The organism is Streptomyces sp. (assembly GCF_036566765.1).
Classification (GTDB): domain Bacteria; phylum Actinomycetota; class Actinomycetes; order Streptomycetales; family Streptomycetaceae; genus Streptomyces.
The window spans coordinates 1-12,878 of sequence record NZ_DATCVQ010000263.1 but is presented as its reverse complement, the minus strand read 5'-3'; the positions used below and the strand labels follow the sequence as shown (position 1 = coordinate 12,878).

At 70.3% G+C, this 12,878-nt stretch carries 9 protein-coding genes and 1 pseudogene; 7 read left to right on the top strand and 3 right to left on the bottom strand.

Annotated features, from left to right (window positions below):
- Positions 1 to 475: 475 nt before the first annotated feature.
- From VIU94_RS14845 to VIU94_RS14825, 5 genes are all read left to right on the top strand, one after another.
- Positions 476 to 1,753, top strand: coding sequence for a hypothetical protein (locus VIU94_RS14845; protein WP_331911581.1), 1,278 nt, complete (start codon positions 476 to 478; stop codon positions 1,751 to 1,753).
- Positions 1,754 to 2,343: 590 nt separating this feature from the next.
- Positions 2,344 to 3,627, top strand: a complete 1,284-nt coding sequence (locus tag VIU94_RS14840; protein WP_331911579.1) for a S1 family peptidase — start codon at positions 2,344 to 2,346, stop codon at positions 3,625 to 3,627.
- Positions 3,628 to 3,958: 331 nt separating this feature from the next.
- Complete coding sequence (locus tag VIU94_RS14835) at positions 3,959 to 4,312, top strand: MmcQ/YjbR family DNA-binding protein (protein ID WP_331911577.1); 354 nt, start codon at positions 3,959 to 3,961, stop codon at positions 4,310 to 4,312.
- Between the two features lie 209 nt (positions 4,313 to 4,521).
- The gene (locus VIU94_RS14830) at positions 4,522 to 5,070 is read left to right on the top strand and encodes a GNAT family N-acetyltransferase (RefSeq protein ID WP_331911575.1); all 549 of its coding nucleotides are present in this window, start codon (positions 4,522 to 4,524) and stop codon (positions 5,068 to 5,070) included.
- Positions 5,071 to 5,262: 192 nt separating this feature from the next.
- Entirely contained in the window at positions 5,263 to 6,426 is a 1,164-nt protein-coding gene (locus VIU94_RS14825; protein ID WP_331911573.1) for a serine hydrolase domain-containing protein, read from the top strand.
- 1 nt (position 6,427) lies between these two features.
- Here VIU94_RS14825 and VIU94_RS14820 read toward each other — a convergent pair.
- Positions 6,428 to 6,679, bottom strand: a pseudogene (locus VIU94_RS14820) (DMT family transporter); the annotation flags it as partial.
- Between VIU94_RS14820 and VIU94_RS14815 the strand changes: the two are divergent.
- Both VIU94_RS14815 and VIU94_RS14810 read left to right on the top strand, forming a co-directional pair.
- A complete protein-coding gene (locus tag VIU94_RS14815) occupies positions 6,665 to 7,303 on the top strand; it encodes a LysE family translocator (protein ID WP_331911571.1) in 639 nt (212 codons plus the stop codon). The pseudogene VIU94_RS14820 and the gene VIU94_RS14815 overlap by 15 nt on opposite strands.
- A 100-nt stretch (positions 7,304 to 7,403) precedes the next feature.
- Entirely contained in the window at positions 7,404 to 8,153 is a 750-nt protein-coding gene (locus VIU94_RS14810; protein WP_331911569.1) for a class I SAM-dependent methyltransferase, read from the top strand.
- A 225-nt stretch (positions 8,154 to 8,378) separates the two neighbouring features.
- Here the strand turns inward: VIU94_RS14810 and VIU94_RS14805 are convergent, their stop codons facing one another.
- Both VIU94_RS14805 and VIU94_RS14800 read right to left on the bottom strand, forming a co-directional pair.
- The gene (locus VIU94_RS14805; RefSeq protein WP_331911583.1) at positions 8,379 to 9,782 is read right to left on the bottom strand and encodes a condensation domain-containing protein; all 1,404 of its coding nucleotides are present in this window, start codon (positions 9,780 to 9,782) and stop codon (positions 8,379 to 8,381) included.
- Positions 9,783 to 10,097: 315 nt separating this feature from the next.
- Positions 10,098 to 12,374 carry a S9 family peptidase gene (locus VIU94_RS14800; protein WP_331911567.1) on the bottom strand — a complete coding sequence of 759 codons (2,277 nt, stop codon included), beginning with the start codon at positions 12,372 to 12,374 and terminating at the stop codon, positions 10,098 to 10,100.
- Positions 12,375 to 12,878 lie beyond the last annotated feature (504 nt).

Sequence of the window (12,878 nt, the reverse complement as noted above, 5' to 3'; positions counted from 1 at the left end):
GGCGCTCGCCCAGTGGCGAACCGTGGCCGCGCTCGCCGGACGACTGAGCACGGCGGACGTCGCGGACCTCGACCCCTACGTGCGTGAACGGCTCATGGCGACATTTCGCGAGGCACGCCGACGCTGATTGCGTTTCGGTGGGACGGTGACGGCTGGCCGGTATGCCGACGGCCGGGCCGGTATGCCGGCGGGCCGTCGGAGACAGGGCTCGGGTCACACGTTTCGGGTCACACGCTGGGCGCGGTCCTGGAGATGGTCCAGCGTTCGTCCTGTGCGCCGTTGCAGGTCCACTGGATGAGCTGGCTGCCCTTGGTGGCGGCGGATCCCAGGCCCAGGCACTTGCCCGGGGGCCTGCCTGATCGGCGGTCCCGGCTTCGGGAGTGCTGACGTACTTGACCGACCCTGCCCGTGATGCCGCCGCGCCCGCTCCAGTCGGGCATACGTTGGTCGAAAGACCGATCACCAGGGGGTTCTCATGACGGGTCGGGATCAGCGGGCGCCATTCAGCGCTGACGAGCTGCAGCTGGAGGCGGGGGAGGCCGGGGAGGCGTGCACCGGCTCCACCCCGCGTACCGCGGCTGACGTCGATCGGCACGCGGCCGCGACCCGGGCCCTGACCGCGCTCGGCGAGCAGTGGAAGGCTGCGGCGGGACCGGACCGGCACCTCCTCGTCAGCTGCATGCGCCAGGGCCTCGCGCTCGCCCGGGAGTACCGCCTCGACCTCGACTGGCTCACCGAGGCCGCGTACGCGTACACCGCCGACGACGTCTGGGAACCCCTTCCCCTCCCCGACGCGGACGACGATCCGGCCACCCCCGCCGACGCGCTCGCCGAGCTCCTCGCCACGCTCGCCCGCCGCCGGCACGAAAACGGCTCCCGAACCGTCGAGCGCCTCACCGAAGTCCTCGACACCGACCTGCTGCCCGCCGAACTCGCGGGAATGGCCCTGTACTTCCGCGCGAAAGCCCACCATGACCTGGGCCAAACGGAAGCCTTCCGAGAAGACATGCAGCAAGTCGCTGCCGGCGGCGGACGGTACGCCCCGGACGCCGCCCGTGGCCTGGCCCACCTCGCACGCGCGGCCGGAGACTTCCCCGCCGCGCTCGCCACCGCCGAAACCCTCGGCCGGCCAGGCCGCGGCCACCGCGTACTCGGCGACATCCACTTCGCCCACGGCGACATGCACGCGGCCGCCGCCGCGTACGCTGCGGCACGCGCCGAGGCGGAGGACGATGGCAACCCAGGCGAGCAGGCCATTGCTCAGACACACCTCGCACTCGCCGTCGCCTTCACCGACCCCGGCCGGGCCGACGACGAGATCGCGCGGGCCGAGCAACTCCTCTCCGGCCTCGACCAGCGGGCCACGAGACTCACCGCACAGATCGCAGCACTCGTCCGCCACGCCGGCACCAGCGGCCCGGAGTTCGAGGACCGGGCCGCCGTGCTCCGAGGCGAGGTCATCGCCAGCGGCATCAGCGCCGCCGCGCACCTGCTGGGCCTTGCCGCCGTCTTCGACCACGCGGTACGCGGCGAGGTACCCGCCGCCCGCGATGTCCTCACCCGGCTAAGGGAGTTCACGCAGAACGGTGATCACGCCTACCACCTGGACATCGGCCACCACCTGGCCGGCCTCACGCCACCCGCGAACTCCACGGTGATCTGGGCCGAGGACCTGGAGACCGTACGAGCCCGCTGGCACGACCTGGTCGCCCGGCGCGCCACCACGATCCAGTACGGCCCGTCGATCACGTAACTGCCCCGCTCCCGGCCCGTGGTTCACCGGCCGCAGCGAAGGGAGCCGGACCGGGCAGAACACCAGGATGAAGCTTCATGGCAGAGTCCCCCTCCGCGCGAAGGCGGAGGGGGACGATTCACACCTCTGCTACGAGCCTAGATTCGCCACCAGCCCTGGTTGGCCCCGCCGTTGCGGTCCCACATGATGAGCTGAGTGCCCCACTCGCCGGTGCCTCCCGGGACGTCGACCACGTGTCCGGAGGTGGTGTTGACGATGGGGTGGCCCCAGCCGCCTCCCTCGAAGACCTGGTTCCACTTGCTGTTGCAGTGCCAGAGGATCAGCTTGGCGGCCCAGTCGCGTGTCGTCGTGCCGGTCCAGGCACAGAACAGGTCGTCAGCGGCGCTTGGCGCGGCGCCGATCAGCCGCCGGGCGTTAGGGCGGCAAGACCCTTTCCTCAGGCGGGACCACTCGGCGGCGGCACCGTCCAGAGCATTTCTTTGCGGAGGCGATGAACGGAACCCCTCCCGCCATCCGTATGAAAGGCCGTGCGTCCCCCAGGTCGCCCTCTCGGCGATCGCAGTCCGTACCCCACCGCAGGAGGCAGAGCGTTGAGTCACAGGCGAATACCCAAGCGGAAGGCCATTCTCGCAGGGGCCGGGGCGGTGGGCATCGCCGCTGCGGCGATCCTGCTGCCGCAGGCCAATGCCTCGCAGGACCGTGAGGGGGAGAAGTCTGGCTCGCCGAGAAAGATGAGCGCCGCTTCGGCCGCGGAACTCCTTCCGCAGATCGGCAAGCAGCTCGGTGACTCCTACGGCGGCGCGTACTACGACGCGAAGAAGCAGCAGCTCGTCGTCAACGTCGTCGGCGACAACAGCAAGGCCGACATCAAGGTCAAGAAGGCCGGCGTCGTTGCGCGCAGCGTGCAGAACAGCCTCTCGGCACTCACCTCCGCGATGAACTCCCTGAGCGACAAGGCACCCGTCCCTGGCACTGCCTGGGCCGTCGACCCGAGGACGAACAAGATCCTGGTCACCGCCGACCGCACGGTCACCGGTGAGCGTTGGGACAAGGTCGAGACCGCGGTCCGCTCGCTGGGCGACGGCGTCGCCCGCATCCAGAAGTCCAAGGGCGAGTTCAAGCCCTTCGTCGAGGGCGGCGACGCCATCTTCGCCGGCGGCTCGCGCTGCTCGCTGGGCTTCAACGTCACCACCCAGGACGGTCAGCCCGGCTTCCTCACGGCAGGACACTGCGGCGTCGCAGCCGAGCAGTGGTCGGACCAGGAGGGCGGCCAGCCGATCGCAACCGTGCAGGAAGCCGTCTTCCCCGGCGAGGGCGACTTCGCACTCGTGACGTACGACGACCCGAACACTCAGGCCGCGAGCACTGTGAACATCGGAGACGGCCGGACCGTGGAGATCAAGCAGGCGGCCGATGCGGCGGTCGGCCAGCAGGTGTTCCGCATGGGCAGCACGACCGGTCTGCGGGGCGGGCAGGTGACTGGCCTCAACGCCACCGTGAACTACCCCGAGGGCCCGGTCTCGGGACTCATCCAGACCGACGTCTGCGCGGAGCCCGGTGACAGTGGCGGCGCCCTGTTCACCCGGGAGGGGAACGCCGTCGGCCTCACCTCGGGTGGCAGCGGCGACTGCACCTCGGGCGGAGAGACGTTCTTCCAGCCGGTGACCACCGCCCTGGACGCCGTCGGCGCCCAGATCGGCGCGGGCGGTGCCGGTGACGGCGGCGCGGACGATGGCGGTGCTGGTGACGGCGGCGCAGACAATGGCGGTGCCGGTGACGGCGGCGCAGACGATGGCGGCGTGGGCGACGCTGACAACGGCGGTGCCGACAGCGGCGGCATCAAGGAAGACGGCTACGGGAACGGCACCGGCTGACGGCTCCGAAGGTAGGCGGGAGGCGGCCCTGGACCGACAGATGTCCAGGGCCGCAGCCGTGTCCCGGGCCTCGATCGGTGCGCGCGGCGCACTGCGATCACCCGCTGCCGGGTTCGTCGCAGCCGATCCCGCCGCCGCGACCTGTACCGACCCGAGCAGAACACTGCTTCCGCCGCCATCGACACCGGCAGCGGATCATCGCACTCCCGACAGTAACGCCATTTAGTCTGTCCGTTATGATCCGATCTGGTCACAGCAGTGGCTGCCGGACGCCGAGATGGCGGAGGTCGGCAGGAGACCCCCGCACCGGCCGGATTGAGTCGAGGAGCCGATGCAGCGACGGCACGCGATCTCCCCAGAGAAGCGGTACGAGCAGCTGGTCGCGCAGTTCGCGGAGCTGGACGGGGTGACCGTCCCTGGCGGCGAGCCGGGACGGGAGGGAAAGTTCGGCGCTGCCGCGCTCAAGGTCGGCGGGAAGATCTTCGCGATGCTCGCGCAGAGCCGTCTGGTGGTGAAGCTCCCGCGGGCCCGGGTCGACGAGCTGGTGGACGCCGGTGAGGGCGAGCGCTTCGACCCGGGGCACGGGCGGGTCATGCGCGAGTGGCTCAGCCTGGACCCCGGCTCGGAGCTCGGCTGGGACGGACTGGCTCGTGAGGCCCTGGACTTCGTCAACCCTGCCCGCTGAGTCGCACAAGGACGGCTCCCGACACCGACCGGCGGCGGACGCCCGCCGCGCTGCCCCAGCCGCGGGCATCCGATGACCGGCTCGTCCTGGCCGTGGATGTGAGCAACTGGCTGCGGTCCGATGCCGAGTGCAGTGCGCATCGGCTGATCTGCCACGGTCATGGACATAACTGATCGACAGCCTGCGGGTGATGGAGTTAGCTGGTCGGCATGCTGGAACTGCGTACCGATCGTCTGCTGCTCCGCCGCTGGCGGGAGTCCGACCTCGAACCTTGGGCGGCGATGAACGCCGATCCCGAGGTCCGCGAACACCTCGGGGAACTGCTGACGCGGGAGCAGAGCGATGCCGTAGTGGCACGGATGCAGGCCGAGTTCGACGAGCGGGGTTTCGGGTGGTGGGCGCTCGAAGCACGGGAGACCGGTGAGTTCGTCGGCCGCGTCGGCCTGGACGAGATCGACGAGGACATGCCGTTCTCCGGGGTGGACGTCGGGTGGCGTTTGACGCGCTCGGCGTGGGGTCACGGGTACGCCACCGAGGGCGCCCTGGCCTGCCTGGCCTTTGGCTTTGAAACCCTCGGGCTGCCGGAGATCATCGCGTCGACGACCGTCCGCAATCTTCGTTCCCAGGCGGTGATGCGCCGGATCGGCATGACCCGGGATCCGGCCGACGACTTCGAGGATCCCAGCGTGCCCGAAGGGCCGCTGCGCCGGTGTGTGCTGTACCGGATGCCCCGCCGACAGGCCCACGGCCGGCCCTGATACGCGATTCCTGCTCCCCGCCGTCCCGTACAGATCCGTCGCTCATGAGCGGCCGCGCGCCGGCGGCGTTGGGGTCCCCCTTACGGGATGCGGGGTCCTCGTTCATCCCTGTGCATGATCATCGGCGTGTTCCGACCGGCCTACGGTGAGGTCAACTCCCCTCGTTCCAGCTACAGATGAGGCCATCACACCATGTCGCACCGCAGGACTGCCACCGCTTCCGCGCTCGTCGCCGCTGCTCTGCTCGTTCCTGCCGCTGCTCCCGCCTCGGCGGCCGCGCCGGCGTCGGGTGTCGGTGTCGATCGAGGCGCGCTTCAGCAGGCCTTGGATGCCACTGTTGCCGCGGGTGTGCCGGGAGCCGTGGTCGAGGTGCGGGACGGGCGTGGGGTGTGGCGGGGGAGCAGTGGGGTGGCCGATGTGGGTCGTGGGCGTGCGGCGCACGCGGGGGACCGGTTTCGGGCCGGGAGTGTGACCAAGAGTTTCGTGGCCACCATCGTGCTACAGCTGGTGGCCGAGGGGCAGATCGGGCTCGATGACTCCGTCGAGCAGCGCCTTCCCGGCCTGCTCCCCGATGGCGATCGCGTCACCGTGCGGCAGCTGCTCCAGCACACCAGCGGGCTGGCCAACTACACCGACGTGCTGCTGAAGAAGCCCGACCCGGTACGGGACGCGCAGAGGGCCACGTACACACCCCGCGAGCTCATCGCGCTCGTCGCCGACGCGCAGAACAGGCCCGCCCCCGGCACGGTCTGGGAGTACTCCAACACCAACTACGTCGTCCTCGGGCTGCTCGTCGAGCAGGTCACCGGGCGGTCCCTCGCGCGGGAGATCGACCACCGCATCGTGCGGCCCCTGCACTTGAAGGGCACGTCCTTCCCGACCACCCCGCGCGTCGCGGGTCCGCATCTGCACGGTTACGAGTGGCTCGACGGGCGGGGACCGGGCGCTGCGCCCACCGATCTCACCGTGTTCAGCCCCGCCGCGTACTGGGCCGCAGGGGCGCTCATCTCCACCGCGCACGACCTGAACACCTTCTACGAGGCGCTGTTCGACGGCCGGCTGCTGCCGTCCGGTCTGGTGAAGGAGATGCGCGACATGCACCCCATGAACCCCCAGCGGCCGGGGCGCTTCTACGGTCTGGGGCTGGAGAGCAACAGCAACACGTGCCGGTCCGGCGGGCCGGTGGTCGGGCACACGGGAGAGGTCGTGGGATACCAGACCTTCAGCTTCACCTCCGCGGACGGCGAGCGGCAGGTCACGCTGTCCGTCAACACCGGCCTGACCATGCCTGACGAAGCGGCGGCAGCGGCCGCGAAGGTGCTCTCCACCGCTCTGTGCCCCGCCCTCGGTGCGTGACCCCGCCCAGGTTGAGCAGGACCACTCCCGCGATGACCAGCACGATGCCGGCCGCCTTCGCCTCCGTCACGGACTCTCCCATGAACAGCACCCCGAGTGCCGCGACGGACGCCGTTCCGACGCCCGACCGGATGGCGTAGGCGCTGCCCACCGACATGGACTTCAGCGCCAGGGCGAACAGGTAGAAGGAGAAAAAAGGGGCTGAGGGGTGAACCCGGCCCGTGCTTGTATGGGCGCCATGCTGTCCACTGATCGCTTACTGGCCTTCGCGGCCATGTCGTTCCTGCTGATCGTGATCCCCGGGCCCAGCGTGCTGTTCGTGATCGGGCGGGCGCTGGCGCAGGGGCGCCGCGCTGCGTTGACCACGGTCGTGGGGAACACGTTGGGCGCTTATGTGCTCATCGTGGCCGTGGCTCTCGGGGTCGGGTCGATCGTGGAACGCTCGGTCCTCGTCTTCACGGTGCTGAAACTCGCCGGTGCCGCCTACTTGGTGTATCTGGGGGTCAAGGCGTGGCGTGAACGCGGCTCGTTGCAGGCCGCGTTCACCGGCGACAAGGCCCCGCAGGGCGGCTTGCGCACGCTTTGGGAGGGGTTCGCCGTCGGTGTGGCCAACCCCAAGACCATCGTGTTCTTCGCCGCCGTGCTGCCGCAGTTCGTCGACCGCGCCCAAGGGCACGTCGCGGTTCAGATGCTGCTGCTCGGCCTGGTCTTCAACGTCATCGCAGTAGCCTGCGACAGCGTGTGGGGACTGGCCGCGGCAACCGGCCGGGACTGGTTCGCCCGTTCACCTCAGCGGCTCTCCGTGGTCGGAGGAGCCGGCGGGCTCACGATGATCGGCCTTGGCGTCACCATCGCCGTGACGGGACGCAAGGACTGAGCCCGCATCAGACAGCCGGCTGCTCCCTCGCTCGCACGCTCGCCGCGGTGGCCGAAGACGCGCCCTGTCCTGGAAGGGCGGCCTGCGGAATCGTTGGGGCATGACGTCCGACACCCCCAGCCCTGTTCGAGCTCTGGCGTTCGACCGGGCCGCGCGCGCGTACGCCGTGCACCGGCCGCGGTACCCCGCGGCAGTGTTCGAGACCGTGGAGGAGTTCAGCGGGCAGCGGCTGGCCGGGGCCCGGGTGGCCGACGTGGGCACCGGGACCGGGATCGCCGCTCGGGGTCTGCGGGAGCGCGGGGCCCGGGTGGTGGGCGTAGAGCCTGGTGCGGGGATGTCGGCGCAGTTCCGCAGCGAGCTGCCCGGGATCCCGCTGGTACGTGGGGACGGCAACCGGCTGCCGCTGGCAGACGGCTCGTTCGACCTTGTCACGTACGCCCAGTCCTGGCACTGGACCGACCCCGCACGCGCTGTCCCGTCCGCCCTGAGGGTTCTACGTCCCGGGGGCGCGCTCGCGTTGTGGTGGAACGACCCGGACCTGTCCGTTCCATGGGCGGCCGATCAGCGGGACAGGATCGAGGGGAGGTTGGGGCCCGGATGCTACGTCTCCAACGTGGACACGCCGGCCGGGCTGTCCTGGAGGACCCGTACGTTGCGCTGGTCGCGTCGTGTCTCAGTCGACTTCCACCTCGCGAAGCTGGCCACCCACTCGGCGTTCATCGTGCTCGGCGAGCCCGAGACCTCGGCCTTCTTTGCGGCAGAACGGAAGCACCTCGCCCGGCACTTCCCTGACGGTGAGCTGGACGAGCCGTACGTGACATCTGTGGCGGTGGCCGTCGGCAGCGCTTGAGGCGTGTTCGGCCAGCTGCCCGAGTCGAGGTCCACGTACTCAAGGTGGGTGGCGTGGGCGAGGTCAGGGCCCTCGCAGGCGGTGATCCCATCAAACCCAGGGTCCTGGAGCGACGCACCGGCCGCGGGCATGACGCCCAAGGGCGCTGTCAGCAGTGGGCGGACCTCGCGGGACAGACCGCCGAAGCTCCCGCCCGCCCGAAGGCAGGAGTGGGAATCGACCGGGTCAGGCCGGGACGGTCAGGTCGTTCCGGGCCACCGAGACGATCACGTCGCGCAGCTTCTCGACGTACAGGCGCATGTTCTTGTAGGCGATGTCGGTGTCCGGGTAGCGGCTCGCGAGGTGCAGGCCCTCGTCGAGCCTGTTGATCCATGCGCACACCTGGTCGCCGTACGACACCCTGAGCAGGCCGTACGCCTTCTGGTCGGTCCACTGCCCGGATCCGGGGATGCCCCGGGCGTCGACGAAGGAGACGATCGAGTACAGGTCCGGGGACGTGGGGCGGAAGTCCGAACCGAGCAGACGGAGTACCCGGGCGATGGGCGTCCGGGCCAGCGACCTGTTGGCCCGCAGCGCGGCCCGCACCATCTCCAGGACCGTTCGGAAATCCGCTGCCTGCGTTGTCGGGATCTCGATGGGCGCGCCGCCGACGTACCACCCCACGGAGTCCATCCATTGAGACTTCACCCTGGTGTGGAACGGCACGACCGTGCGGTAGACGGGTTGCCCGCCGATCTCGTGGACGACAAGGCTCGTGGCGGCAAGGATGCCGGCCATGCTCCCGCCGAAAGGCCGACAGTACGACTCGAACGCGGCGGCCTCGTCGGCGCCGACGAGCATCTCCTCCATGAGTTTCTGGCGCGGCAGCGCCCCGCCGGGCTCCAGGCCGAGATCGACGGGGAAGCCAGGCAGCTTCCCGTCGCACCGGTTGATGAACTCCCGCCAGCGAGCGATGATCTCGTGCGTCTCGTCGATCTGGTCCGCGTTCGACCGCTCGATCTCGCAGAAGTCGACGTAACTGCTGACCGCTTGCTGTTCCAGGGCGCGGCCCTCGATCCCCGCCGTGTAGAACTCGTGGATCTCGGCGGGAACGCGCTGGGCGGAGTAGGAGTCGATGTTGCTGTGGTCGAAGGCCATGTACACGCTCGTGCAGTCGTCCCGGACGACTGCCGCGTAGAGGAAGTTCGGCCAGCGCAGCGCGTCGGCCGTGACGTCGAAGCGGGCCTGGAGGTGCTGCGCCAGCTCTGTCGCGTCGGGGAAGTCGCCGACGACTTCGCGATGCAGGGCCACGGCCTGGGCGTCGAGCGTGAACCGGCGCATGGTGTCGCCGTCCCAACGGAAGCCGCTGCGCAGCGTCTCGTGCCGGAGCGTCCAGCTCCGCAAGGCGTCCTGCAGTACGTCGAGATCGACCGTGCCCGGGAGGTCGAATGCCACGCCGATCCAGGTCGGGACGGTCAGGCCGTCCTCGCGCACGGATCGGGCCGTCCTGATGTGCGCCTCCTGGACATACGCCGGCGGCCGACGATCCTCCGGCAGGCTGGTCGCCGCCGCGACGGTCACCGGATCGAGCATCCACTCGACGAGCAGTCCCGGCCGGATCTCGCAGCGCTGGATGTCGGTCACTCGCACAGGCACGTCTCCGTTCGCACACACATTGGGCAAACGGGATGTGTTCGAAATGCCACTCCCAGCGCATGCCCGCTTCTGCCCCGCATTCCTACTGGCGGCCTAACGAAGCGGTGGATCACGAGGAAACGGCCCCGCGCCGCCGGTCTCGTCATGGTGCCGGGGCGTCTCTTCTGCTAAGAGGGCGGGGAGTTGGCCTCCACGCGCGAGGGGGGAACCGACCGCCCTCCGTGCAGTGCCGGAGTGGGCGGGGACGGTTCCCCCTCGCGCGGGACCTGTGGTGTCAGGTTCAGGCCCAGGTTCAGGCCCAGATCAGGCTCAGGCGAACAGTTCCGCGAGCATGTCGGCGTTGAGGGTGATGGGGGCGGGGCGGTGGGCCGGGGGCTGGGTGCCCGTCAGTTCGCGGACGAGGAAGTCCCAGGCGCGCTTGCGGACGTAGGCGATGTGGTCGATGAGGGTGTGTTCGGCGCCGGGGACGATGAGGAGTTCGAAGTCCTTGTCGGCGGCGACGAGCCGATCGGCGAGCCGCAGGGTGTGGTGGGGGTGGACCTGGTCGTCCATTTCGCCGTGGACGAGGAGCAGTTTGCCCGAGAGCCGGTCGGCGAGGTCGACGTTGGAGGTGCGGGCCCAGGCGTCGGGGTTGTCCGCGCCGTCGTAGGTCTCGACGAAGCCGGGGTTGAAGGTGCGGGCGTCGTGGGAGCCGGAGAGGGCGACTGCGGCCTTGTACGTGTCGGGGTGGTCGAGCATGGCCCGGGCTGCGGCGAATCCGCCTCCGGAGTGGCCGAACACGCCCACCTTCTCCAGGTCCATCCAGGGCCGGGTGTCGACGAGTTGGCGCAGTGCGGCGACGTGGTCGGCAAGACAGCCGGCGTCGGCCAGATGACCGTAGGAAGCGTCGTGGAAGGCCTTGCTGCGTCCGGGGGTGCCTCGCCCGTCCAGCGCGATCACGACGAAGCCGAGCGCTGCGAGGGGTTCGGCGTCCATGCCCATGCCGCCGGGGTCGAAGCAGGGGGCGACGCGGTTGACCTGCGGGCCGGGGTAGAGGTTGTCGACGACCGGGTAGCGGCGGGCCGGGTCGAAGCCGCGGGGCCGGTACAGCACCCCGTAGACGTCCGTCACCCCGTCGGCCGCCTTGACGCAGAACCGTTCCGGCGCCGTCCAGCCGGTCGCGGCGAGCTTGCCGATGTCGGCGCGCTCGAGCTCGACGAGCACCTGCCCGGTCCAGTCGCGGACGGTCGTGACCGGCGGGGTGTCGACGGTGGACGCGGAGTCGATGAAGTACTGCTGGTTCTGCGCCAGGGTGACGATGTGGTCGAGTTCGTCGTCCGTGACCTTCGCGAAGCCGGAGCCGTCCAGGCCGGCCCGGCACACCGTGCGCAGGTAGGGATCGGCCTCGACCAGGCCGGAGGCGGTGAAGTACACCACCCGCTCGGCCTCGTCCACGCGCAGGATCTGGCGCACCGCCCACTGTCCGGAGGTGACCTGCCCCAGCAGCTCGCCGGTGTGGAGGTCGTAGCGGTACAGGTGGCCCCATCCGTCGCGCTGCGAGTACCACAGCACCTCGTCGGCGAGCACGGCCACGATCGGCGCTTCGTACATCCACTGGTTGGGCTCGACGCGGGTCTCCCCGGTCTCGCGGAGCACCTCGGTCACCTCGCCGGTGGCGGGGTCGAGGCGGTGCAGGGTGAGGGTGCGCTGGTCGCGGGGCCGGCTGAGGTAGTACACGGCCGTGCCGTCCTCGGCCCACCACGCCCACTTGGCGGTGATCGGCGAGAACTGCGGCATGAGCAGCGGCTCGGCCTCGGCGCGGACCGTCGTGCCCTGGGCGACGTCCAGGACGACGAGTTCGGCCTGGGGCAGGTGTTCGTCGCCGGGGTAGGCGTAGCGCTGAGTGTGCAGGGCGGGAGCGCCGCCGTCGGCGGGTCGGGCCTCGACGAGGTGGGTCTGGCGGACGGCGCGCTCGTCGGTGCGGTGCGTGAGGACCTTCGTGGAGTCGGGGGAGAAGGCGAGGGCGGGCGGGAGGTGGGGCAGGCCGATCTTGCGGAGCAGGGTGGCGTTGCTCGTGCACTCCGGGCCGGAGCCGTAACCGTAGCCGGGCTCGCCGTCGGTCGTCAGCGGCCACTCGCGGCCGTCGGACAGCGAGCGCGCCCACAGGTCGTTCCCCCGCTTCGACACCGCGACCTTCCCGTCGGGCGAGGTCACCTCCAGGGGGCTGCCGGGCGGGGTGAACTCGGCCGGTTCGCAGATGTAGTCGTCCAGGCGGCAGCGCCAGTACGCGCCGAACGCGGCGAACTCCACGGCGTTGTCGGTCAGTTCGATGCCGGCGAACGGCAGGGCCTCGGGGTCGACCTGCTGCCCGCAGGCGTCGGCCAGCGCGGCGGCGAGCCGGGCGTGGTCGAAGGCCGGCTCGCGGCTGCCGGCCGCCGGGTCGACCAGTGCGAACCGCTTCCCGGCACCGTTGCTGACCGCGTACCAGAAACGGGTGCCCTGGTCGATCCACTGCGGCCTGACCTTGTCGCCGACGACGAGCTCGCCGGGGCGGGCGGGTCGGCGCAGGAGCTGCTCTGCGGCCTGGTAGTCCTCGGTGGTGCTCATTGTTCTCGTCCGTTCTCGGTGTCGGTGTTTCGGGCAGGGGGGTGCCGTGGTGGTGCCGTCACGGCAGGGGGGAGGCGTCAGGCGAGGGCATCGGTGCTCTCGCGAGCCGGGTGAGGCGCGGCGGGGTCAGCCGCGGCGGACGGTGATGTCACCGTCGTTGCTGCGGGCGGGCCTTGACGGTCCGGTCGGGCTGGTTCATGGAACCGGGGCCTGCAGGCGGCGTTGCGCCCGGCGGGCAGGGGTGTGCGCGTCCGCAGGATCCCTAGAAAGCCGGGCGGCTGGATGCGGCTAGCGCCGGGGACGCCGGCTCCGGCGCAACACCGTCGGCAGCAAACGCTAGACCAGCGCCCACCACACGTCGTCGGCTTCCCATGGCTTTGGCCGAGCCATCCCACACCCCCGGATCGAACAGTCCCCGGAGTGATCCAACCACCTCGAAGATCATTTCGACAGTGGTCAGTTCAGTTGCTGCGGGCGGTGATGTCGCCGTAGGCGGTGGTGGCG